Below are 23,199 nucleotides of genomic sequence, written 5' to 3' on the forward strand. Positions count from 1 at the left end.
TCCATAGCCGAACCAGGGCTCAGAGCGAAAGATGCAGTTTGCCCGTTTCGCTCTCCGCCGGCACGGCGCAACAGATCAGCGCTTCGCCTTCGCCGACCGGGAAGGAGGGCTGCGAGGGGTAGGTCACCCTGCCCTCCAGCACTGGCGTCCGACAGGTGCCGCAACTGCCGTTGCGGCAGCCGTATTCCGGCTTCAGGCCACGCGCCTCCGCCAGATCAAGCAGCGTGCCTTCGCCCGGTTGCCAGCGCGCCTCCTTGCTCGACTTGGCAAAGACGACGTGAACCGGGGCGTTCGCCGCCGGTACCATCACCGGGCCAGAACCGCCGTCCGGTCGCCGGGTCAGCGACGACAGCCCGAAGGCCTCCGCATGGATGCGGGCATCGGCGATGTTGAGCGCCCGCAAGCCGTCATAGAGCGACTGGGTGAAGGCGGCCGGGCCGCAGAGATAGAAATCGTAGTCGTCGAAGGGCAGGGTGGCCTTGAGATGGGTGAGGTCGATGCGACCGGCAATGTCATAGTCCTGGCTTTCGATGGCCGTTGCCGGCTGGCTCAGCGCCCGCACCAGACGAATATTGCCCTCGCCTTCCGCGACCAGGTCGGCGATCTCCCGATCGAAGGCGCGCTCTTCCGGCGAGCGGGCGGCCTGAAAGATCCAGGTCGGGCGCGTGCGCCGCTTGCGGCGGCTTTCGGCGACAATGTGCTTGAGCATGGCAAGGATCGGCGTGATGCCGACGCCGGCGCCGATCAGCACGGCGGGCCGCCGCTCGGTTCCATCGATCGTGAAGCTGCCGGCAGGCGCCCGCGCCTCGATCCGGTCTCCAGGCTTCAGTCCGTGCAAGTGCCGGGAAGCCACGCCGTCCTTCTTGACGCTGATGCGGTAGAGACCATCCGTCGGTGCCGAGGACAGCGTATAGCTCCTGACGAGCGGTCTTTCGCCGTCTCCGACGTTGATGCGGATCGGCAGGTGCTGGCCGGCCTGATGGGCCATGAGCCCGACGCCATCGTCCGGCGCGAGGTAGAGTGAGCGGATCGTCGTGCTCTCGTCCTCAACGCGGGCAATCCGGAACGGGCGCCACGCATCGGCAAGGGCCGCGGCCTCAAGCCGGACCTTCGCCTGATCCCAGTCGCCGGTGGAATTGAGACTGGGAGACCAGCCGCCCTCCTCGAAGGCCCAGCGAAGCGGCAGGCCGTCCTCGCGATAAATGACCTTCTCCGGCCGGAAGCGCCACAGGCGTTCGGCGCCCTGAAATGCCGCGACCTCCGGAGAAGACAGGATCACCTCGGCGCTGCCGGTCATCTGCAGCATGTCGCCGGTCGCAAAATCGACGAACAGCAGTCCTGCGCGCGGGTTGACCATGAAATTGCCGAGCGTGTTGAAGAACAGGTTTCCGGAGAAGTCCGGAATCGTCAGCACGCCGTCCTCGCCGATCTGTACGAAACCCGCCTTGCCGCCGCGATGCGAGACGTCGACCTGGCGCTCGCCGCTGTCGCGATCGACGTAGGACGCGACGAAGAAGGTGTCGGCCTTGGCGATGATGGCCCGGGCGCGGGCGTCGAGCACGCGACCATGCACCGGGCGCACCGAGGCCGGCTGGTGCGGGTCGCGAACGAAGGCGAACTGGCGAAGCTGGATATATTGCGGGCAGTTGCCGAAGCTCTGCCGGACGCGGAGCGTGAAGCCGTCGTCGGCATCGCGCCGGATCGCGCCGTTCAACCGGTTCCTGCGCCGGGTTTCGAGCTGGATGCCGAGCATGCCGATGGAGTGCGCGTCCTCCATGCCGGCATCGGCCGGATCATCCCTGTCACGCGGCAACCGTATATCGAGATTCCAGGCGTCCGGCGCCTGCATGAAGCCGGGGGCTGCCGCGCGCATCGTCGCCCAGACATCGCCGCTCGCGTCGACGGCTCCGAACATGGCGAAGGGCAGCATCGGGAAGAATTGCTGGTGCTGCTCCGGCATGAAGCTGCGCACGAAATTGCGCCCGGTCGCATCCATGCGCTCGGCGACGCCGAGGCTGCGCTGGATGGCGAGTTCGCCTTCGTGCCACGGCGAATCCGGCTTTTTCTGCTGTGCGTTGTCCGGCATGGTCGGGTGTCCCGGTTGGAAGGGGGCCGGGGCAGCGCTGCCGCCCCGGGGAGCTTGGATCAGGCGGCGAGGCCGACGGCGGTCTTCTCAAAGCCGACGAAGCCGGGCAGGCGCTCGATGCGCGAAAGCCAGGCACGAACATGGGCGTAGTCGGAAAGGTCGACATTGCCTTCCGGTGCTGCCGACACGTAGCTGTAGAGGGCGACGTCGGCGATGGTCGGCCTTGCGCCCACGAGGAAGTCGTGGCCGGCAAGCTCCGCATCGATCTGTGCAAGCACCCGGTGGGCCCTGGAGATAGCCCCTTCTGCATCCAGATTGGCGCCGAAGACCGTGACGAGACGCGCGGCTGCCGGACCAAAGGCGATGTCGCCAGCGGCAACCGAGAGCCATTTCTGCACCTTCGCCGCCGAGGCCGGATCTTCCGGCAGCCAGTCGATGCGGCCGAGCTTCTTGGCGAGGTAGACGAGGATGGCGTTGCTGTCGGCGATGACCGTGCCTTCGTCGTCGAGCACCGGAACCTGACCGAAGGGATTGAGCGCGAGGAATTCCGGCGCCTTGTGTGCCCGCGCCTTGAGGTCGACGTCGATCAGCTCGTGCGGCACGCCGAGCAGCGACAGGAAAAGCTGCGCCCTGTGCGAGTGGCCGGAGAGCGGATGGCGGTAGAGTTTCATGGGAGATGTCCTCGAAGAGCTTGAGAACCGTCACGGCCCTCCGGCGGTTCGGAATGAACCACCTTCGAGATCAATCTATGACTTTCCAATTTTCGGCAGTAGAATGCGATTTCGATAGTCTGATTTCCGAATTATGGAAGGATAAAAGTGGACCGTCTCGACGCCATGGGGGTTCTGATCGCCGTCATCGAAAACGGCAGCCTGTCGGCAGCCTCCCGGCACCTCAAGGTGCCGTTGGCCACGATCAGCCGGAAGGTTTCCGAGCTTGAAACGCATCTGGGCGCGCAACTCATCACCAGGACCAACCGCAGGATCCAGTTGACCGAGGCGGGCCGCGTCTATGTCGAGGCTGCCAAGGAGATCCTTGCCCGCGTCGAAGAGGCGGAACGGGTGGCAGCCGGCGAATACAGCACGATCAAGGGCGATCTGACGGTCTCTGCGCCCATCGTCTTCGGACGCCTGCATGTGCTTCCCGTCGTGGTCGATTTCCTCAAGGCCCATCCCGAGGTCGATATGCGGCTCGCCTTGGGCGACCGGTTCGCCAATCTCGTCGACGATCACATCGACGTGGCGCTGAGGATCGGCAACCTGCCCGACAGCAATCTCGTGGCGACGAAGATCGGCACGGTGCGCCGGGTGGTCTATGCAAGCCCCGATTATGTCGCGCGGCATGGCGTGCTCCGGCACCCGAGCGAACTTGCCGATCACGATTGCATCACCTTCGAAAACGTCACGGCCGCCCATGTCTGGCGTTTCCTCGACGGCGGGCGCGAGCTGGCCGCGCCGATCCGGTCGCGGCTTATCGTCAATACGGCGGAATCCGCCGTCGACGCGGCGATATCCGGTCTTGGATTGACGCGGGTGCTTTCCTATCAGGTGGCGCGCCAAGTGGCGGACGGCCTGCTCGTGCCGCTGCTGGAAGACTTTGAGCACCCGGCGCTGCCGGTCCAGCTCGTCTATCTTCCGCAGGGGCTGGTGCCGATGAAGCTCCGGGCCTTCGTCGACTTCGCCGCCCCGCGGCTGCGCGCGGTCCTGCGATAGTGGGCGGCGGCTAGTCCGGCTGGCTGCGTTCGCCGGTCGTCGGGCGGATGTGTCGGGCGTAGGTTCGGCCGACGCGGATCTCGCTGCCGTCGGAGAGAAGGGCGATGAGCGCGGCGAAGGGGGCCTGCTTCAGCCCCACGATACAGTCCCGGCGCACGATCGAGCTGCGATGCAGCCTGAGGAATTCTGCGGGATCGAGGCGACGCTCGAGCGAGGCGAGGCTTTCGTGGTGCAGATAGGACCGGCCCTCGACGTGAATGCGGACATAGTCGCGTTCCGCCTGAAAGCGCACGACCCGGTCGAGCGCGATCCGCACGAATTCTCCCCGGGCCTTGATCCAAAGGTCGCCGGTCTGGGTTTCGTGCTTGCGCAGCGCCTGGCGCAGCGCCGTCACGGTTTCGTTGAGTTCGAGCACCCGCTCGGCGCTCGTGCGTGCGGCGATTGCGAGGCGGGCTCGCTCGATCGCGGTGCGCAGGCGGCTGGATTCGATCGGCTTGGTGACATAGTCGACCGCGGCGGCTTCGAAGGCGCGCAGCGCATAGTGGTCGAAGGCGGTCACGAAAACGACTGCGGGTGCGTGGTCGCCCAGCCGTTCCAGGACATCGAAGCCGGTGCCGCCCGGCATCTGGATGTCGAGCAGGATCGCGTCCGGCGAAAGCTCGGCAACCATGGAGCAGGCTTGCTGCACGTTGCCGGCCGTTCCCACCACCTCAACGGCGGGCATGGCGCCGAGCAGGCGCAGAAGGCGCCGCCGCGCCAGCGGCTCGTCGTCGATGACGAGGATCGAAAGCGGAACAGTCTGGATTTCATTCATGCAAGCCTCAGCGGCATTGTGATTGCAGCTCTGAAACGACCGGGCGTGACGAGACCCGAAACGCAGGCGCCGACGCCGGGAAAACGAGCCTGGACGCGATCGGCTACATTCTTGAGGCCGATCCCCGTGCCCGGCCTCCGCTCGGTTTCGGGTGCTGCCGCAATGTCGTTTTCGACGGAGATTTCCAGCGCATGGCCCACTTTGGCGGCGCTGATGACGATTTCCACCTGATCCGGCGAGCGGCTGACCCCGTGCTTGACGGCATTTTCGATCAGCGGCTGCAGGATGAGGCTTGGCACCAAGGCCTCCTCGAGACCGGTGTCGATGTCCATTCGGAGCCTCATGCGGTCGCAATAGCGCTCGCCCTCGATATGCAGGTAACGGGCCTGGAGCGCGAGTTCGTCGGCAAGCCGCACGTCGTGCAGCGGGTCAAGCTCCAGCGTCGTGCGCAGAAAGTTGGACAGCGACATCACCATGCGCGTCGCGGCAAGGGACTGCCCCTCCTCGATCAGGCCGGTGATGGAGTTCAGTGTGTTGAACAGGAAATGCGGGTTGACCTGGTAGCGCAGCGCTCGCATCTGTGCGGCGAGTGCCTCCTCGCGCGTGATCGCCAGGCGTCGCTCGCGCTCGCGCAGTTCGAAGCTGTAGAGCAATGCCACGAAGAAGAAGGACCAGCCGACGAAGGTCGCCATGCTGTAGACCAGCGTGTAGCCGATGCTGGTCCAATCGGGCGTGATCGGGTCGGGACGCACGATGAAAAGATAGAGAAGAAAGTCGACGCCGGTATTGGCGATCGCAGCCATCAGAGCGGTCGTAAAGCCGACGACGATCTTCAGCGCGATGTGTTGATGGCGGACGCCGAACATCGCAGCGGCGATGCCATAGGAAAAGACCATGCCGCAGGACATCAACAGGAGCTTGCCTGGCGCGGACATGATCGGGTCGATCCCGAGGATCGCCCAAAGAATGCTGCTGATCAGGAATTCCACGAACCAGTAGAGTAAACCGAGCCAGAGCGTCGCGCGCCGCACGCTGGCGATGTAAGCGCTCTCGTCCACCGATCTTGCGTCGTCCTCAGGTTTCATGGCCATTTTTATCCTTCAACCGGCCGCCGATGTCGATTGCCGTTCGTCGGCCAAATCGAGCGGTTTGCAGAAAGGCCCGGACTTTCGACTACCGGCCGTCGTTGGCCGGAGAGCGGCGATCAGACCAGCCGCAGCGGCATGGTGATCGCTGCCCGAAAACGGTACGGTGCCACGAGGCCGGATATGAAGGCTCCGACCTCGGGGAACCGGGCCTTGATGCGGTCGGCGACATTCCTCAGTCCGGTGCCGGTCCCGGCAGGTTTGTTCGCCGGGCGCGGCGGCTCGTTCGCCATGTCGTTTTCTACGGAAAGCTCCAGCGTCTCGCCTTGCCTTGCCGCCCGGATCACGATCTCGACCACGCCGATCGAACCGCCCACGCCGTGCTTGGCCGCATTTTCGATCAATGGCTGAAGGATGAGGCTCGGGACCAGCGCCTGCTCCAGGCCCGGTGCAATCTCGAGCTTGACCCGCATGCGGTCGGAGAAGCGTTCGCCCTCGATGTTGAGATAGCCGAGCTGCAAGGCCAGCTCGTCGGCAAGGCAAACGTCCTGCATCGGATCCAGCTCGAGTGTCGTGCGCAGGAAGGAGGAGAGCGAGAGCACCATGCGGCGGGCGGTCGTCGATGCGCCCTCTTCGATCAGCCCGGCAATCGAGTTCAAGGTGTTGAACAGGAAGTGCGGATTGACCTGGTAGCGCAGCGCCCGCATCTGCGCCGTCAGCGCTTCCTCCCGTGTCACGGCAAGCCGGCGTTCCCGCTCGCGCAGTTCGGAATTGGCGAGAAGGGCGATGTAGAGAAACGCCCATCCGTGAAACAGCGCCATGCAATAGATGAGGGTGTAGCCGACATTGGTCCAGTTGATTGGGCCCGGATCGCCATGCTCGATCAGGCCGTGACTGAGGAGATCGATGCTGGCATTGATCGCTGCGGCGACGAGCGCCAGGGCGGAGCCGAGCAGAAGCTTGAAGAGGATGGACCTGCCCCGGAAGCGAAAGAGTGCCACTGCCATCGCATAGGACATGAGTGTCCCGTTCAGCATCAGGATCAGGGTGATCGGCGCGATCGCAATCGGGTTATATCCAAGGAAAGCCCAGAGCGTACTGCTGATGACGAACTGCATGAACTGGTAGAGGAGCCCGAGGAAGAGCGTCGCCCGCCGAACGCTTGCGGCATATCCAGCCTCGTCAGGCAAAACCGTCTCATGTCCTCGCGCCATGCGAGGTTTTATCCTTCAAGTCCATATGGTTGTCGACCGCAGTTCGTCGCCGAAAACAAGCCGTTTGCAGAAACCCACAGCCCTTCGACGCCGCAATCTGCCGTTTGCAGAAAGCCGAATTCTCGCTTTTTGCGGGCTTGCTATAGCCGCCCCATGACCCGTGCTTTCCCGGCGAATCCGTTCGCCTGGGATTTGTGCGCCCACGAATGAAAAGGAAAAGGGGCAGACATTGAATACCTGTGCGAAGGCGGACGTTTTGAGGATCAACCTTCTGAGTTCGACGGCGCTCGGTCGCGCCGGACTGCTCTCACTGGCTCTGGCCGCCGTGCCACTCGTGCCGTCGCCGGCAAAGGCGGCCGGATTGCTGGTTCCAAACGACACAACGTGGTCCAGCGACCATACGATCAACGGCAATCTCGTTATCCGCGGCGGGCCGGGCGGCGCGACACTGACGATCAACAATGGTGCCAAGGTTGAGAGTACCGATGGTTACATCGCAGACAGTCGCGGCAGCGTCGGCACGGTCGTCGTCTCCGGGCCGGGCTCGACCTGGGACATCGTCGATGCCAATCCCAACGGCGACCGCATGCTCTTTGTTGGCGGCTTCGAAGGCGGTATCTATGGCGGCAAGGGCACGCTGATCGTCGAGAACGGCGGCAAGGTTTCGGCTAAGGAGACCTATGTCGGCGCCCTGCAGGAGGGCGACGGAACGCTCGTGGTGCGCGGCGCGGGTTCCATGCTAAACACCGAGTTCCTGGGGGTCGCTTACGGTGCACTGACGCTCAACACCGCTACAGTTCGGATCGAGGACGGCGGCCTCGTCAACACCAACAAGACCTACTTCGAAAACGGCACGGTGCTCGTCACCGGCGACAATACGCGCTGGGTCAACACCGGTGAATTCACGATCGGCGACAGCTTTACCGTCGAAAAGGGCGCTGTCGTTTCCACCAACACCGCGATCCTGCGTGAGGACGAGAGCACCGACACCATCCAGGCCGTTATCGACGGCGCCGGCAGCGAACTCAAGGTCGCCGACAGGTTGCTGATCGGCGAGGCTGGTCGGGCGAACCTTTCGATCGCCAACGGCGGCAAGCTCTCGGTTGGCGGTGACATCGTGCTCTCCGCCGTCGGCGGCATCAACAACGAGGGCATGGGCAACCTGACGATTGGCGGCAAGGTCAATCTCAACAACATCGCTGAACCGATCGCCGAACAGGCGCAGGCGGCAGGCACGGTCAATTCCTCGGCGAAAATCGATTTCGGACCGCGCAAGGGCTACGTCAACTTCAACCATACGAACACGGGCTACGAGTTCGCCAACACGATGGTCGGCAAGGGCACGATCACCAACTTCTCCGGCGAGACCATCGTTGGCGGCGACCTGTCGAAGTTCTACGGCAAGGTGAATGTCTCCGGCGGCAAGCTGGTCCTGAAGGGCAATATCGACACGATCGACAACGACCCGGACAACGGTCCCGTGGACTTCAGCGAGACCCGCTTCGAAGTGAGCGGCGGCACCCTGATCGTCGATGGCGAAACGGGACGTGTTGAGGGCGATCGTTTCTATACCAATGAAGTGAATGTGCTCGGCGAGTTGAACCGCATTCGCAATCCGAACTCGACCGCTTTCGGCAGGCTCGGCGGCTCCGGCACGGTCGGCGACACGTTTATCGACAAGAATGCGATCATCTCGCCCGGCAACAATTCGACCGGAACGCTGACGATCATGGGCCGGCTGGATATGGCCTCTGGCTCGATCTATGAGGCCGATATCGCCGGCGACGGCCGCTCCGACCGGATCGTTGTCAAGAGCATAGGCACCAACGACAACACCGGTATCGCCAAGATCGGAACCGGTACCAATGTCCAGGTGACGGCACTCGACGCCAACACCAGCTACAAGACCGGTCAGACCTACACGATCCTGACCGCCGATCGTGCGATCGAAGGCAAGTTCGCCGAGGCGATTTCGAAATCGGCGTTCCTCGAAATCTCGCTCGACCAGAAGGAAAAGCAGGTCGATCTGACGATCAAGGTCAAGAACGGCGGCAAGCCGGGCGGCGAAGAGCCGGGTAAGCCGGGTGAGCCGGGTGGAGAGCCGAAACCGGGCGAGCCGGGCGGAGAGCCCAAGCCTGGTGTCTTCGAAGGCGAGGCTGCCACCGGCAACCAACGGCAGACGGCACTGGCGCTGAACACTCTTGCCCAGAGCGGCCCGTCGGTCGGCCTCTACAATGCATTGACACTGCTCGACGGCGCCGGGGCACGCCGTGCCTTCGATCAGCTCTCCGGCGAAGTCCATGCGTCGGCCCAGACCGCGTTGATCAACGACAGCAGCCTGTTGCGCCACGCGGCGAACGACCGCATCCGCGATGCTTTCGGCGACGTCGGCGCTGCAAACGTCCCGGTTCTGGCCTACGGTCCGGAGGACAAGATCACGACAGGCGCAGTCGCGGCGGTCAACTCTGTCCCGGTGGCGCCGCCGGCCATGGTCGGCTGGGGACAGGTGTTCGGGTCCTGGACCAACACCGACGGCAACGGCAACGCCGGTGCGCTCGATCAGTCGACCGGCGGTTTCGTTACCGGTTTCGATGCGGCTATCTCGGACAATGCGCTCGTCGGTATCATGGCCGGCTACAGCCGGACCAACTTCGACGTCGACAGCCGCTCGGCGAGCGGCAACAGCGACAATTACCACCTTGGTGTCTATAGCGGCAGCCGGTGGGGCGACGTCGCACTGCGCTCGGGCCTTGCCTATACCTGGCATTCGATCAACACGTCGCGCAATGTCGCCTTCCCGGGCTTCAGCGATCAGTTGAAGGCCGATTATGACGCCGGTACCTTCCAGGCCTTCGGTGAAGTCGGCTACCGCATCGACCTGCCGAGTGTCGCGCTCGAGCCGTTCGCCAACCTCGCCTATGTCAGCCTGCACACCGACGGCTTCACCGAGCGCGGTGGTGCGGCGGCCCTTTCGAGCCGGAGCAACACGACGGATACGACCTTCACGACGCTCGGTCTTCGCGCTTCGGCTCCGCTCAGCCTCGGCACGACCGAAGCGAAGCTGCGCGGCATGCTCGGCTGGCAGCATGCCTTCGGCGATACGACCCCGTTCTCGTCGATGGCGTTCGGCACGGGCAGCGCCTTCTCGGTCGCCGGTACGCCGATCGCCGAGGATGCGGCGATCATCGAAGCCGGCATCGACTTCGCGCTGACCGGCAATGCGAGCCTCGGCATCACCTATACCGGCCAGTTCGGCTCCGGCACGACGCAGAACGCGGTCGACGCCAAGCTCGATGTGCGCTTCTGATGCGCAGGTTCGTCTGGCTCTCGACAATGCTGATGGCGACGTTCGTCGCCATCACGCCGCTTCATGGCGAAGACGCCGCCGGCAAACCCGCGGCGCCCTCCCAGCTTTCGGAGACCTACGAGGACTGGAGCGTCGCCTGCGCCGAGATCGAGGGAAAGAAACATTGCCTCCTCTCGCAGCGCCAGTTCCACAAGAGCGGTCAGCATGTCCTGACGATCGAGCTTCGCACGGCGGCCGAAGCCGGGCTTGAGGGGAGCCTCGCGCTCCCCTTCGGTCTTTATCTGGACAAGGGCGTGACGCTTGGCGTCGACGACGCGACCGGCGGCAAGCCGACCCGCTTCCGCACCTGCTTGCCGCTCGGCTGCATCGTGCCTTTGACCTTCACCGAAGCGACGGTTGCGCTGCTTCGTAGCGGCACGGCATTGAAGATCGGCGCGTTCGCCAGCGACAGCCAAAAGGACGTGGCGTTCGCTGTCTCGCTCAAGGGCTTCGCTGCAGCACTCGACCGGGTGATCGCCCTGTCCGGAAAGAGCTGAGGCAACGTCACGGCCTTCGCTTCACCGCCAGGCTTTTGGCCGGTTTTTTTAAGGTGCGTAGCCTCCCGGGGCGGGCCCGGTCGTGCGAAAGAGCGCGGCCGGGTCTTCTCCATGGGGGGAACCGAGTGTCGCCATCCGGACGCGCCACCGTTGGTGGGCGCTTTCGGCCTATCGGGAGGACACGTCGATCGCATCGCCGATGGCGTAGAAATGCCCGCCCGCCACATAGTGCAGGCTGCGCAAGGCCGGATCGGCCGTCTCGAACATCCAATGCCCGTCGCGAAACACGCGATCGTCGGCCCAGGCCGCGAAGACTTCGCCGATGAACAGGTCGTAGCGGCTCTCGATCGACGGCTCGCTGATCAGCCGGCAGGCGAGCCAGGCGGAGCAACCGGTAACAAGCGGAAGATCATAGTCCGGCATGTCGAACAGTTTGACGCCGGCGTTGCGAAGTTTGTCGGGATCGTCGTGAAGGCTCGTGGTGCCCACCGCATGGGTCAGCAGCGCCTGGGCGGCGGTCGGCACCTGGATGACGAACACGCCCGCTTCCTCCGCGAGGCTGCGGGTACGGGTGGCGCTGTCGAGCACGACCGTCAGCTTGGGCGGATCGTAATCGAGCGCGCAGGCCCAGGCTGCCGCCATCACATCCTGAACGCCGCCATGGCGGGCGGAAACCAGGACTGTCGGGCCATGGTTCAGCAGCCGGTATGCCTTTTCGAGAGGAACGGCACGAATATGCGAAACCATCAGACTACCTCACCGCCATTGGCGGACATTGACCGATCATGCCTCTTCTATAGGGGCGCTGCATTTCGCCAACAAGCGCAACCTTTCGCGGTGCCGGAGGGGCGGTACGGCAGCGGCTAAGGCACTTGAAAGGGATGCGGGCCGACGAAACATAAGCATTTGACAAACGCATACCCGTTTGGCTATACGTTATTTCATAGCCAAACGGGTATGAGATATGACTGAGTTACAGGACGCGGTTTTTCGGGCGCTCGCCGATCCCACACGCCGTGGGCTCTTCGAACACCTTTGCCGCCAGGGGGATACCACGGTCGTCGGCTTGTTGGCCGATGCCGGGGTTTCGCAGCCGGTCGTGTCCAAGCATCTCAAGATCCTGAAGGCTGCAGGGCTCGTGCACGACCGGCATGAGGGCCGCTACACCTATTACAGCGCCCGGCGCGAAGCGCTCGCGACGCTGGTTGACTGGACGACGGAGATGGCCGGCTTCTGGCAGGACCGCTTCGACGATCTCGATGATCTCCTGAAGAGAATGGACCAATGATCGAAACAACGGAAACCACCCGCTCTGTCGTCGTCGAACGCGACTTTCCCTATCCGCCGGAGAAGATCTGGCGCGCGCTGACGCAGCCGCATCTGATTGCCGAATGGCTGATGCGCAACGATTTCATTCCCGAAGTCGGCCGTCGCTTTACCCTTTCCGCCGATTGGGGCCAGGTCGATTGCGAGGTTCAGACGATCGAGGCGAACCGCTCGCTCGCCTATCGCTGGGACACCAAGGACTTGACCAGTGTCGTCACCTGGACGCTCGCGCCCGCCAGGGGCGGCACGAGCCTGCGCATGGAACAGCGCGGCTTCAGAGCCGACCAAAAGGCCTATTTCCAGGGCGCGACGGTCGGATGGCCACGCTTCTTCACCCAGCTGGAAGACGTCGTCGCGAAACTCGACTGATCGCAGCCATTGACGACCGTTGCTCAAACCCAAGGTGCCAGAATGACCGCCCTGATCCGGAAAATCCATCGCTGGACGTCGCTGCTCTTCTCCCTGGCCGTTGCCGCGATCTTTGCCGGCATGCCAGTAATGACGCTCCCCGAATGGGTCTACTACCTGCCCCTGCCGCCGTTGGCGGTGCTGCTACCGACCGGCATTTACCTTTTCGTGCTGCCCTATCTGGGCAAGCCCGAGGGCAGGATGCAGGCGGCGGAGTAGGGAATAGCGCCAGCCCGGCTCAATCCGCGGACAGAGCCGGGCTGGCAAAGCGCTTGCGATATTCGGCCGGCGTGACGCCGACATGGCGCATGAAGGCGCGCCGGAGCGTATCGGCATCGGCAAAGCCGCAGCGGGCGGCGACCTGCTTGGGGGCGTCCTGCCCCTGCTCGAGCAGGCGCCTGGCCGCCGCGACACGTGCTTCTACGATCGGCCCAACATCGGGCATAAGCGACCAGCGAAACAGATAGGGCGCAAAATCGCTGCTGATTGTCATACTGCGGATCCGCTGATTGCGCGCGGTGGCACCACGGCCACGGCGCGAACTGACGAGCGCTTCCCTCAGGCCTGCTCCACGAGGCAGTCGATCAATGCTCGGGTCGCAGCCGGTAGGTTTCTGTGCGGCGGATAAATGAGGGAGAAGGGGCGCGACCGGCCACCGAATTCCGGCAGAAGCTCGACCAGGCTGCCGCGCGCCAGGCGGTCGCGCGCGATGAAATCATAGGTTTGGCAGATCCCGAGGCCTGCCTCCGTCAACGAGACGGTGCCGAGCACGTCGTCCTCCACCTGGATCGGGCCATGGGGTATCCAGTCGAGGTCGGCTCCGGCGACGCGCAACAGCCATGGGGCCGGACGCCCGCTGCTCGGCATGATGAAGGGCAGGCAGGTATGTGCTGCGAGCTCGTCGACAGAACGCGGCATGCCACGCCGCGCGACGTAATCGGGCGAGGCGACCAGCCTCAACGGCGCATCTTCGAGCCTTCTGCCGATCATGCCGCTGTCGGGGAGCTGGCCGAGGCGTATGGCAAGGTCGTAGCCCTCGGCGACCAGATCGACATTGCGGTTGGCAATCGACAGCTCGACGGTGACGGATGGATGCCTCGTCGCGAAGCGGGTCAGCTTTTCCGGCAGCTGGAAATGGCCATAGGTCGTGGGCGCACTGAGCCGAACGCGTCCGGCAACAACGCCGTCGCCTTGAATGGCGCGTTCGGCCTGATCGATTGTCTCGAAGGCTGCTCGCACCTGATCGAGGTAGACCCGCCCGGCGTCGGTGAGGCTGATGCGCCGCGTCGTCCGCCGCACCAGCTGCGTGCCGAGTTTCGTCTCGAGCCTGGTGATGGCGCGGCTCAGCACGGAAGGCGTCGTGGCCAGCGCGACGGCTCCTGCGGTCATCGACCCCTTGTCCATGACGGTGATGAAAGCCTCGACATCGGCGAGGTGATCGAAGCGACGCATTTTTGCCTCTGAAGACCAGATCATTTCCTGCGCGGCGCATTTATCGCCGCAGATGGAAGCAATAAATAAGCAGCATCAATTGAGAGCCGCAATGTCAGGCTCGCTTCAACCAGGAGAAAATGATGCCAGAGACGACATCCGTTCCGAAAAAGCCTGTGCTCTTTGTGCTCACCAGCCATGGCACTAAGGGGGAGGGCGGCCAACCCACCGGCTTCTATCTTGGAGAGGTCACCCACCCGCTTGCCGTGCTCGAGGCGGCCGGCATTGCCGTCGAGTTTGCTTCGATCAAGGGCGGCGAGCCGCCGGTCGACGGGCTCGACCTCAATGACGGGACCAATGTCCGCTACTGGAACGACGAAGGGTTCCGTGCCGCAATCCGCACGACGGTTCGGCTCGATGATATCGATCCCGCCCGCTACGCGGCCATTTTCTTCGCCGGCGGTCATGGCGCCATGTGGGACCTGCCACAAAGCCGCGCCGTCGACCGGGTGACGCGTTCGGTGTTCGAGGCCGGCGGTGCTGTCGCGGCGGTCTGCCACGGACCGGCAGCCCTCGTAAACGTCAAGCTTTCCGACGGCCGCTATCTGGTTGCTGGCCGCAACGTCAGCGCCTTCACCGATTCCGAAGAGCGCGCCGTCGGCCTCGACAAGACGGTCCCGTTCCTGCTCGCAAGCACGCTTGTCGAGCGCGGTGCGACGCACCATCCGGCCGCGGACTGGACATCGAAGGTGGTTGTCGATGGCAGGCTGATCACCGGCCAGAACCCGCAGTCGGCGACTGGGGTCGGCGAGGCGCTTCGCGATATCCTGAGTGCCTGATCCCGCGTAGCCGGGCACTTGGAAAGGTTCGGCAAGTCTGTCCCGATCGTGCTGCCGGCGATGCGTCGCCGACAGCGTGAGGCGAACCGGACAGGTGGGGCGCTCGACTGCCATTGCGTTGGCCATGGCGGGAAACCGGAAAAACCGCCATGTTCACCATCCCTGTCGCGTCCGGTTGACACTGCCCGCACACCATTGGGTAAGCCGTCTCGGGCCGGAAAGTTCCGTCGGAGCGGAGGCTTCAGCCGCGCCGCGCCGCCTCGATCGCAGCGACGTCGATCTTGCCCATGGTCATCATCGCTTCGAAGGCGCGCTTTGCTTCGCCGCCGCCGGCCGCCAGGGCATCGGTCAGGACCCTTGGCGTGATCTGCCAGGAAATGCCCCATTTGTCCTTACACCAGCCGCAGGCGCTCTCCTGTCCGCCATTGCCGACAATGGCGTTCCAGTAGCGGTCGGTCTCCTCCTGGTCGTCGGTGGCGACCTGGAACGAAAAGGCCTCGTTGTGCTTGAACATCGGCCCGCCGTTGAGGCCGAGGCAGGGAATTCCGGCGACCGTAAACTCCACCGTCAGCACGTCTCCCGCCTTGCCCGACGGAAAGTCGCCGGGCGCGCGGTGCACGGCACTGACCCGGCTATCGGGAAAGATCTCGGCGTAGAAGCGAGCGGCTGTCTCGGCCTCCTTGTCGTACCAGAGGCAGATCGTATTCTTGGCCATGACGCGTCCTTTCGTTTTGAAGCCGGAGGGGCCGTTTCCTTCGCCACCTGCTCTGCGAGATAGGTCGGTGCCCCCGTTTCTCCACCCTGAAATCTTCCCGCACTTGCCTTTGCCCGACGGAACGCGCGTCGAAGGCATGTGCGCCGGGTCGTCGCATCCGGCGCTTTCCCGTTGGAAATTCAACCGCTGATACCTAATTGTGCAGCCTCGATACGCGCGCGAGGCTTCTCTTCGCGCGCTCCTAGGGGATGCGGATGATACAACTGAATGGAACTGTTGCGGTGGTAACAGGTGCTGGTCGCGGCCTCGGAGCGGCCCTGGCCTATGCATTGGCCGAAGCGGGCTGCGCTCTCGTGTTGTGCGGGCGCAGCCAGAGCGCGCTCACGGACGTGGCCGAACCGATTGTCCGTGCTTTCGGGCGACGGGTACAAACCGTTGCGCTCGATCTTGCGGATGCGAAAAGCGTGGCTGCGGCAGTCGAGGGCATCAAGGCCGAGAACGGACGCATCGATATCCTCGTGAACAACGGCGCCATGTGGCTCGAGGACAGTGACGAGGATCATCCTGATGACGCGGTGCTCGGCGTCGTCAACGCGGCGGTTACCGGGACCTTCCTGTTCACCCAGGGGCTGCTGCCTTTGTTCGCTCACTCGCCCCGGCCGGATATCGTCACGATCGGCTCGATCAGCGGCCTGCCTAATGCCGCACTCCAGACCGTGTCCGTGCCCTTTTATGCTGCCAAGCGGGCGCAGGCCGCCCTGGCCGATGGCCTGCGCCAGAAGCTTGCAGGTACCCCCGTCCGTTCGATCGTCGTCCACCCGCCATACATTGAGGACATCTCGCCGCTTGATGGCGCATGGGAGGCGGCCGGCAGTCGACGGAAGGGCGAGGCGGCGACGAACCGGGACATCGCCGAGGCAGTGCTGTTCGCGCTGACGCGGCCGCGGCATGTAACCTTGTCGATCACCGTCGATGCCGACGAAGGCGGCCTCTATCCGTCTCCGGCTCGCTCCGCCTAGCGGCGGGGGCCTGTCAGAGACCGATCCGATACATTGCCGAACGCCCCAATGGCGTTCGGCGAAAATCAGGCATCGTTCGCCGAGATCCTTCAATCTCGATCGTCCACATATGCAGACGATAAGTCCAATTTAGGCCGACTACAGAGGCGCCGTCCACGTCGATATATCCATGACATCAACAATGGAGAAACGACATCATGCACAGTGTCTCTGAACCGATCTTCACCTCAGGCTTTCCACTCGGAAGTTCCGCCGGCCTGGTCACCGCCTTGGAATGGCTCGGCCAGCCCTATCGCCTCACCCGCGTCGACATGCTCGGGGAAATGCGCACCGACGCCTATGAGCGCTTCAACGGTCGGGTCGAAACGCCCGCTCTCGTGACCGACAAGGGCGACGTGCTGACCGAGACCATGGCGATCGCCTTATGGCTGGAGGGGCGCGATCAGGAGCGTCGCATCAGCTTCGCCCCGGGCACTTTCGAGGCGGACCGCATGCACCAGTTCATCGCCTTCCTCAACACCGGCTTTACCGGCGCGTTCTTCTCGATGTGGGTGGCGCTGGAATCCGAAGGCGCCACGGAGGAATACCGCGAAACCTTGCGCGCCTTCGGCCGCGAATTCGTCGCCAAGCGTCACAAGCAGCTCGAAGCGATGATGGGCGACAGCGATTACCTCATCGGCGACCGGCCGACGCTTGCCGATGCGGTCTTTGCCGGCGTGGCCCGCTGGGTCGATTTCCATGAGGCGATCGATCCGAAGGACTATGCGCGCAACTATCCGCGCATCCATGCGCTGCGCCAGCGCATCGAGGCCGATCCGGCCTTCCGCTTCGCAGTGGCGATCGAGGATGGCGAGCCTGTTACCGGCAGCGGTGCGATGAAGGGCCTCGTCCCGCTCGAGGATGTGTTGCGGATGACGGGCGCACTCCGCGCGTGATTTAAGAAAGTGAGGTGGCGCACCGGCAGGCGGTGCGCCACCTCAAACAGTTGGAGCGGCCAGCCGCCGCCGACATCACACCTCGAATACGTCGACGAACGATTCCGGGAAGCTTTGCCGGGCAACCTTCTCGTTGATGACGAGCAATGCTTCGTAGGACACGGGATCGAAATCCTTGTCGACCGGCAGCACCTCGCGTCCGAACAGGAGGTTCAGCCGGGCGGCATCGAGATTGCCGCGCTCGAATGGTTCCGCGCCGAAATGATGCCAGAGGGCGTGGAGGAAGGCCGCATCGATGCGGTGCGCCCCCGAGCCGGGCCGGGCATGGCGGGGCAACGCCTTGATCGGCGTTGCTCCCTTGGGGTTGGCCCGACGGATGACGAACTGGATGCCCGTGCCCGGCATGGCGTAGGGAAAACCCCGGTGTTTCGTCATATCAGCCAGCTTGGCCATTCTATTCTCCTTAGGCGGTCTGCTTCTCGACGATCTTGTCCTCAGTCTTCGTATCGAAGTCGGAAGCGTCGTGACGCTCATGCAATTGTTCGGACGGGTTGCCGCTCAAGCGGTTGACCATGCGGCCACGCTTGACGGCCGGCCGGGCGGCGATCTCGGCCGTCCAGCGCTGGACGTGCTCGTAGCTCTGAACCTCGAGGAAAGTACCGGCATCGCCATATACCTGCCCGAGCGCCAGATTGCCATACCAGGGCCAGGTGGCCATGTCGGCAATGGTGTATTCCGAGCCGGCGAGGAAGCGGTTCTCCGCGAGATGGCGATCGAGCACGTCGAGCTGGCGCTTCACCTCCATCGCGTAGCGGTCGATGGCGTATTTGATCTTCATCGGCGCATAGGCATAGAAATGGCCGAAGCCGCCGCCGAGGAACGGTGCCGAGCCCATCTGCCAGAACAGCCAGTTCAAGGTCTCTGTGCGGGCGCGAAGCTCGCTCGGCAAGAAGGCGCCGAATTTCTCGGCGAGATAGGTGAGGATCGAGGCCGATTCGAACACGCGCACCGGCGCGCCGCCGCCCTTGGGCGCATGGTCCATCAGCGCCGGGATCTTGGAGTTCGGGTTGACGTCGACGAAGCCAGAACCGAACTGGTCGCCGTCTCCGATCCGGATCGGCCAGGCATCGTATTCGGCGTCCTTATGGCCGGCCGCCAGCAGCTCTTCGAGCATGATCGTGACTTTCACGCCGTTCGGCGTCGCCAGCGAGTAAAGCTGCAACGGATGCTTGCCGACGGGCAGATCCTGATCGCGCGTCGCGCCGGCGGTCGGACGGTTAATGCTGGCAAACGCGCCGCCATTGCCCTTGTCCCAGGTCCAGACCTTGGGAACGTCATAGCCGGCGGGGAAATTGTCAGCGGGGGATTTTTCGGTCATCAAATCTGTCCTTGTCTTGGCGGAAACCTCGAACGTCGTGTTCGCTTATATAGGAAGTTTATCAAGCCACCACATCGACTTGGCTGCGAGGACGACCATGCTCAAAGGCCAGACGCTGGAGAATTTTTTTATCGAAGTTGGATGAGACCGGCATCCGTCGGCACGAAACCGCACCGGTCGACGTAGAATTCGCGCAGATGCGGGTCGAAGTCTACATGCAGCCATTCGCAGCCCGAGGCCTTGGCGTGCGTTACGGCCTCTTCGACGAGCAGCGTGGCGTAACCCTTACGCCTCAACGGTAGCGTCACCATCGTATCGAGCAGGAAAGCATGCACGCCACCGTCCCAGGCGACATTAACGAAGCCTGTCAGTGCGCCCGAGATCCGCATGGTGACCCAGCCGAGGCTGAAGCGGTTGACCTGGCTCCACCAGTCGTCATCGGTCAAGGCGTGCTCGAAGCATTCGGCGTGCAGGGTATTCAGTTCCTTGTTTTCAAATGCGCCGCGCCAGGCGAACGCGGGTACTTCAGTCGGATTCTCTACCGTCACGGTTCAACCTCAGAGTTTGCCGGGATCGATTTTGACCACCAGGGCTCGGCTGCCAGCAAGCGCGGCCGAGTTCTTGAAAAAAATCATGGGCCTCCCTTGATACCGGAAAACCGAGCTCCTATCTGCCGCCTAACCCGCTGGTCCGGGCCCCTCTGGCGAGAGCTTCGGCACTCTTGCGATGTCGGACCTTATTCCGACAACATGTGCCGATTGGGGACCCGTCTGTGGACTTTTCCTTCATGTCTGTAGTGTGGCTGGGAACGCCACTGTGGCTGTGGGCGAGCTTTTTCGCCCTCGTGATCGCTATCCTGTCGTTCGACCTTGGTATTCTCCATAAGGAGAACAAGGAGATCAACGTTGCCGAAAGCGTCAAGCTTTCCGCCTTCTATATCGCCCTCGGCCTGAGCTTCGGCGGCTTCGTCTGGTGGTATCTCGGTGCCGAGTCCGGCCTTGCCTATATGACCGGCTTCGTCGTCGAAAAGACCCTGGCGCTCGACAACGTCTTCGTCATCGCCCTCATCTTCTCCTTCTTCGCCGTCCCGCGCATCTACCAGCACCGCGTGCTCTTCTGGGGTATCCTTGGCGTTATCGTGCTGCGCGCGATCATGATCGGCGTCGGCGCGACGCTCGTCGCCGAATTCTCCTGGGTTCTCTATATTTTCGCTGCGTTCCTGGTCTTTACCGGCATCAAGATGCTGGTGATGAAGGAGGCCGAGCCCAACGTTTCGGACAACGCGCTCGTGCGCTTCATGCGCAGCCGTTTCAACGTCACCGAGGAACATCACGGCGAGCGCTTCTTCGTGAAGCTCGTCAACCCGAAGACCGGCAAGATGACCTGGTTCATCACGCCTCTTTTCATGGCGCTCGTCATGGTCGAGGTGGCCGACGTGATCTTCGCCGTCGACTCGGTTCCCGCGATCTTCGCGATCACCACGGACCCGTTCATCGTCTACACCTCGAACATCTTCGCTATCCTCGGCCTGCGCGCCCTCTACTTCGCGCTCGCTGCCATGATCCATCGCTTCCGCTACCTGAAGCCGGCGCTGGCCGTCGTCCTGATCTTCATCGGTTCGAAGATCTTCGTCGCCGATCTCCTGGGGCTAGAGAAGTTCCCCGCGGCCCTGTCGCTCGGTGTCACCTTCGCGATCATCGCTTCGGGTGTTGTCTGGAGCCTGGTCAAGACCAAGGAAGAGCAACTGCCGGCATAACGCCCGGGCTCATCCGACCGTGACGAGAAACGCGGCGGCCTTCGAAAGGGGGCCGCCGCGATCTTTTTGGCCTTGCCGAGCGTGGGGTTGACCCTCGCCCGGACGACCCGTCGGGTCGAGCCGTCCGGGCGAGGCATCACCCGATGATCGCCTTCGGTTCGAGGAAGGCGTCGAGGCCGAAGGGACCGAATTCGCGGCCGATGCCGGATTGCTTGAACCCGCCGAAGGGCGCTTGAGCGTCGGCCGGGGTTTCGTTGATCACCACGCGCCCCGCCTCCAATTGTCGGGCGATGCTGCGCATACGTTCGGCGTCGGTGCCAAGAACGTAGGACTGCAATCCGTATTCCGTGTCGTTGGCAATCGCGATCGCTTCCGCTTCCGTTTCGTAGGAAAGAACGCTGAGCACGGGGCCGAAGACTTCCTCGCGCGCAATCCGCATGTCGTTGGTCACACCGGAAAAGACGGTCGGGCGGACGAACCATCCCCGTTGCAGCCCTTCCGGCCGGCCTTCGCCGCCGACAAGAAGCGTCGCACCCTCTTCCTGCCCCAGGCGGATATAGGCCTGGACACGCTCCCACTGCCGGGCGCTCACCATCGGGCCGATGTCGGAGGCCGGATCGCTCGAAGGTCCGGGTCGCAGAGCGGAAACGGCGTGCGCAAGGCGCGATATCACCTCCGTATGTCTTCGCTTCGGAACAAGAAGCCGGGTTCCGGCGATGCAGGCCTGCCCGCTGTTGCGGAAGGCCGATGCCAGAACATGCGGGATCGCCCGGTCGAGGTCCGCGTCATCGAGCAGGATCTGCGGCCCTTTTCCGCCCAGTTCGAGCGTCACGCGCTTGAAGCTTTCCGCTGCATTGCGCAGGATCTCCCGACCGGTCGTGGTGGAGCCAGTGAAGGTGATCTTGGCGATGTCGGGATGCCGGCTGAGTTCCGCGCCGACCACGTGGCCGTAGCCGTTGACGACATTGAGGACGCCATCGGGCAGTCGCGCTTCGTGCAAGACTTCGAGCAGCACCTGGGTCTGGATAGCGCTCATCTCCGACGGCTTGATCACGATGGTCGTGCCGGCCGCGATCGCCGTGGCGAGTTTGGTGCAGATGAAGCCGATGTTGCTGTTCCAGGGTGTGATTGCCGCGGCCACGCCCACGGGTTCCATCACCACCTCCGCATTGCCGATACGACGGGTAAAGGCGTAGTCGGCCACGGTCCTTGCCGCGACGTCGAACACGTTCGCGGCGTGCGGCACGGAGAATGCGAGGAACGACTGCGGCGCGCCGTATTCGATGGTCATGGCCGCACGAAGCGCATCGGCGTTGGCGGCGACAGCCTTCGCCAGCGTTTGCAGCATGGCGATGCGTTCGGCCGGTGTCGTTTGCCGCATGGCCGGGAAGGCCCGTTTCGCGGCAGCAATGGCCGCGTGCGCATCCCGATTGTCGCCCAGCCGGACCTCGCCGATCTCTTCCTCCGTGGCGGGATTGAAAAGCGCGAAGCGCTCGTCGCCGTGAGGCGCAACGAAAGCGCCATCGACATATATCTGCTCAATGATCTTCATCGTCCGATTTCCTGTTGCGATGAAAAGGATATGCATCGGAACGATCGTCAGGATAAGATCATCAATCACAGACACTCTGATGAGGAAAATAGCGCAATGAAGGCGAGCCTGTCCGAACTGGAGGCGGTGGCGGCAATCGCGCGGCTCGGCGGCTTTCGGGCCGCTGCCCGGGAACTCGGGGTTTCGTCCTCGTCGTTGAGCCATGCGGTCCTGGCGCTGGAGGCGCGCCTCAATGTGCGCCTGTTCAACCGCACGACGCGATCGGTGGCGCTGACGACGGCAGGCGAGGCTTTCGTTGCCGAGATCCTGCCGGCTCTTGCCGCCATCGACGGCGCCGTCGAGCGGGCGACGGAGTCTCAGGCACGACCGAGCGGCATGCTGCGGCTCAACACCTCCCCGGGAGCGGCGAAGATGGTTTTGCGGCCGCTACTGATCGAGTATCTGAGGCGATATCCAGAGATGGCGCTGGAGGTTGCGACCGACAATGCGCTGGTGGATATCGTAGCGCTCGGTTTCGACGCCGGGTTTCGTCTCGCCGAGGCGGTTCCTCCGGATATGGTCGCCGTTCCGGTCGTGCCTCAGTCGCGCATGATCGTCGTGGGTTCGCCGGACTATTTTCGCGAAAGAGCGGTGCCGCTGCTGCCGGGCGATCTGAGGCAGCACGCCTGCATCCGGGCGCGCATGGCAAGTGGCAGGATCTATCACTGGGAGTTTTCCCGGCGCGGGGAAAGCGTCGAAATCGATGCGCCGGGACCGCTCATCCTCGACGACAGCGAACTCATGCTTCAGGCGGCTCTCGGCGGGGTGGGACTGGCCTATCTCTCCGATCATCACGTCCGCGACGACGTCGAGGCCGGGCGTCTGGTTCCGGTGCTGGAAGAGTGGACGCCGCCCTACGATGGGCTATGTCTCTATTTTCCTGGCCGCCGGCACGTACCGGCGAAATTGCGTGCCCTGATCGATCTGGTCCGGGAACTGCGTTCCGGCGGCCCCCGCGCGCCCGCTCACACCCCGCATTCGCCAGCCTTGAAATTTTAACATGAGTATTACAGACAAGTTTATTTCTGCGTGCTAAGAGACACGGCG

General features: G+C 63.5%; 23 protein-coding genes and 1 pseudogene. 11 read left to right on the plus strand and 13 right to left on the minus strand.

What is annotated here, in order from left to right; translation table 11 throughout:
• Positions 1–19: 19 nt before the first annotated feature.
• Together FA04_RS19860 and FA04_RS19865 are read right to left on the minus strand one after the other, a co-directional pair.
• Positions 20–2,086 (minus strand): 2Fe-2S iron-sulfur cluster-binding protein, encoded by a 2,067-nt coding sequence (locus tag FA04_RS19860; RefSeq protein WP_034787694.1) that lies wholly within the window; start codon positions 2,084–2,086, stop codon positions 20–22.
• 59 nt (positions 2,087–2,145) lie between these two features.
• Positions 2,146–2,757: a glutathione S-transferase family protein gene (locus tag FA04_RS19865; protein WP_034787691.1), complete on the minus strand. Its 612-nt coding sequence runs from the start codon at positions 2,755–2,757 to the stop codon at positions 2,146–2,148.
• Positions 2,758–2,904: 147 nt separating this feature from the next.
• Between FA04_RS19865 and FA04_RS19870 the strand changes: the two genes are divergently transcribed.
• A complete protein-coding gene (locus FA04_RS19870) occupies positions 2,905–3,798 on the plus strand; it encodes a LysR family transcriptional regulator (protein WP_034787688.1) in 894 nt (297 codons plus the stop codon).
• Positions 3,799–3,808: 10 nt separating this feature from the next.
• Here the strand turns inward: FA04_RS19870 and FA04_RS19875 are convergent, their stop codons facing one another.
• From FA04_RS19875 to FA04_RS19885, 3 genes are all read right to left on the minus strand, one after another.
• Positions 3,809–4,612, minus strand: a complete 804-nt coding sequence (locus FA04_RS19875) for a LytR/AlgR family response regulator transcription factor (protein ID WP_034787682.1) — start codon at positions 4,610–4,612, stop codon at positions 3,809–3,811.
• Positions 4,609–5,703 (minus strand): sensor histidine kinase, encoded by a 1,095-nt coding sequence (locus FA04_RS19880; protein WP_082936531.1) that lies wholly within the window; start codon positions 5,701–5,703, stop codon positions 4,609–4,611. The genes FA04_RS19875 and FA04_RS19880 overlap by 4 nt, the downstream gene beginning before the upstream one ends.
• Positions 5,704–5,816: 113 nt before the next feature.
• Positions 5,817–6,911 (minus strand): sensor histidine kinase, encoded by a 1,095-nt coding sequence (locus FA04_RS19885; protein ID WP_051659108.1) that lies wholly within the window; start codon positions 6,909–6,911, stop codon positions 5,817–5,819.
• Positions 6,912–7,167: 256 nt separating this feature from the next.
• Between FA04_RS19885 and FA04_RS19890 the strand changes: the two genes are divergently transcribed.
• Positions 7,168–10,218, plus strand: coding sequence for an autotransporter family protein (locus FA04_RS19890; protein WP_167550708.1), 3,051 nt, complete (start codon positions 7,168–7,170; stop codon positions 10,216–10,218).
• Positions 10,218–10,754: an invasion associated locus B family protein gene (locus FA04_RS19895; protein ID WP_034787678.1), complete on the plus strand. Its 537-nt coding sequence runs from the start codon at positions 10,218–10,220 to the stop codon at positions 10,752–10,754. Before FA04_RS19890 ends, FA04_RS19895 begins: the two co-directional genes overlap by 1 nt.
• Positions 10,755–10,922: 168 nt before the next feature.
• Here FA04_RS19895 and FA04_RS19900 read toward each other — a convergent pair whose 3' ends face one another.
• Complete coding sequence (locus FA04_RS19900) at positions 10,923–11,501, minus strand: flavin reductase family protein (RefSeq protein ID WP_034787676.1); 579 nt, start codon at positions 11,499–11,501, stop codon at positions 10,923–10,925.
• A gap of 217 nt (positions 11,502–11,718) precedes the next feature.
• Here FA04_RS19900 and FA04_RS19905 point away from each other — a divergent pair, with 217 nt between their 5' ends.
• The 3 genes from FA04_RS19905 to FA04_RS19915 are packed head-to-tail and all read left to right on the plus strand — an operon-like array spanning position 11,719 to position 12,707.
• Positions 11,719–12,042 carry an ArsR/SmtB family transcription factor gene (locus FA04_RS19905; protein ID WP_034787670.1) on the plus strand — a complete coding sequence of 108 codons (324 nt, stop codon included), beginning with the start codon at positions 11,719–11,721 and terminating at the stop codon, positions 12,040–12,042.
• Positions 12,039–12,449, plus strand: coding sequence for an SRPBCC family protein (locus FA04_RS19910; protein WP_034787666.1), 411 nt, complete (start codon positions 12,039–12,041; stop codon positions 12,447–12,449). The genes FA04_RS19905 and FA04_RS19910 overlap by 4 nt, the downstream gene beginning before the upstream one ends.
• 42 nt (positions 12,450–12,491) lie before the next feature.
• Entirely contained in the window at positions 12,492–12,707 is a 216-nt protein-coding gene (locus tag FA04_RS19915) for a hypothetical protein (protein ID WP_034787664.1), read from the plus strand.
• A gap of 19 nt (positions 12,708–12,726) precedes the next feature.
• On the opposite strand, the pseudogene FA04_RS19920 reads toward FA04_RS19915, so the two are convergent.
• Together FA04_RS19920 and FA04_RS19925 are read right to left on the minus strand one after the other, a co-directional pair.
• Positions 12,727–12,915, minus strand: a pseudogene (locus tag FA04_RS19920) (helix-turn-helix domain-containing protein); the annotation flags it as partial.
• 131 nt (positions 12,916–13,046) lie between these two features.
• On the minus strand, positions 13,047–13,940 hold the full coding sequence (locus tag FA04_RS19925; protein WP_034787658.1) for a LysR family transcriptional regulator: 894 nt from the start codon (positions 13,938–13,940) through the stop codon (positions 13,047–13,049).
• Positions 13,941–14,062: 122 nt separating this feature from the next.
• Between FA04_RS19925 and FA04_RS19930 the strand changes: the two genes are divergently transcribed.
• Positions 14,063–14,758 (plus strand): type 1 glutamine amidotransferase domain-containing protein, encoded by a 696-nt coding sequence (locus FA04_RS19930; protein ID WP_034787656.1) that lies wholly within the window; start codon positions 14,063–14,065, stop codon positions 14,756–14,758.
• Between the two features lie 241 nt (positions 14,759–14,999).
• Here the strand turns inward: FA04_RS19930 and FA04_RS19935 are convergent, their stop codons facing one another.
• Positions 15,000–15,473 (minus strand): VOC family protein, encoded by a 474-nt coding sequence (locus FA04_RS19935; protein ID WP_034787653.1) that lies wholly within the window; start codon positions 15,471–15,473, stop codon positions 15,000–15,002.
• A 254-nt stretch (positions 15,474–15,727) separates the two neighbouring features.
• Here FA04_RS19935 and FA04_RS19940 point away from each other — a divergent pair, with 254 nt between their 5' ends.
• Positions 15,728–16,492 carry an SDR family oxidoreductase gene (locus FA04_RS19940; RefSeq protein WP_034787952.1) on the plus strand — a complete coding sequence of 255 codons (765 nt, stop codon included), beginning with the start codon at positions 15,728–15,730 and terminating at the stop codon, positions 16,490–16,492.
• A gap of 197 nt (positions 16,493–16,689) precedes the next feature.
• Complete coding sequence (locus FA04_RS19945) at positions 16,690–17,427, plus strand: glutathione S-transferase family protein (RefSeq protein ID WP_034787650.1); 738 nt, start codon at positions 16,690–16,692, stop codon at positions 17,425–17,427.
• Positions 17,428–17,502: 75 nt separating this feature from the next.
• Here the strand turns inward: FA04_RS19945 and FA04_RS19950 are convergent, their stop codons facing one another.
• From FA04_RS19950 to FA04_RS19960, 3 genes are all read right to left on the minus strand, one after another.
• On the minus strand, positions 17,503–17,880 hold the full coding sequence (locus FA04_RS19950) for a hypothetical protein (RefSeq protein WP_034787648.1): 378 nt from the start codon (positions 17,878–17,880) through the stop codon (positions 17,503–17,505).
• Positions 17,881–17,890: 10 nt separating this feature from the next.
• Positions 17,891–18,805, minus strand: a complete 915-nt coding sequence (yghU, locus tag FA04_RS19955; RefSeq protein WP_034787644.1) for a glutathione-dependent disulfide-bond oxidoreductase — start codon at positions 18,803–18,805, stop codon at positions 17,891–17,893.
• Between the two features lie 128 nt (positions 18,806–18,933).
• Positions 18,934–19,353, minus strand: coding sequence for a GNAT family N-acetyltransferase (locus FA04_RS19960; protein ID WP_034787642.1), 420 nt, complete (start codon positions 19,351–19,353; stop codon positions 18,934–18,936).
• 239 nt (positions 19,354–19,592) lie between these two features.
• Between FA04_RS19960 and FA04_RS19965 the strand changes: the two genes are divergently transcribed.
• Complete coding sequence (locus FA04_RS19965; RefSeq protein ID WP_210333184.1) at positions 19,593–20,561, plus strand: TerC family protein; 969 nt, start codon at positions 19,593–19,595, stop codon at positions 20,559–20,561.
• Between the two features lie 136 nt (positions 20,562–20,697).
• Here the strand turns inward: FA04_RS19965 and FA04_RS19970 are convergent, their stop codons facing one another.
• Positions 20,698–22,113, minus strand: coding sequence for an aldehyde dehydrogenase family protein (locus FA04_RS19970; protein ID WP_034787950.1), 1,416 nt, complete (start codon positions 22,111–22,113; stop codon positions 20,698–20,700).
• A gap of 96 nt (positions 22,114–22,209) precedes the next feature.
• On the opposite strand from FA04_RS19970, the gene FA04_RS19975 reads away from it, so the two are divergent.
• A complete protein-coding gene (locus FA04_RS19975; RefSeq protein WP_051659106.1) occupies positions 22,210–23,151 on the plus strand; it encodes a LysR family transcriptional regulator in 942 nt (313 codons plus the stop codon).
• Positions 23,152–23,199: the final 48 nt, after the last annotated feature.

It is taken from the genome of Ensifer adhaerens, assembly GCF_000697965.2.
In the GTDB taxonomy this organism is placed as follows: Bacteria; Pseudomonadota; Alphaproteobacteria; order Rhizobiales; family Rhizobiaceae; genus Ensifer; species Ensifer adhaerens.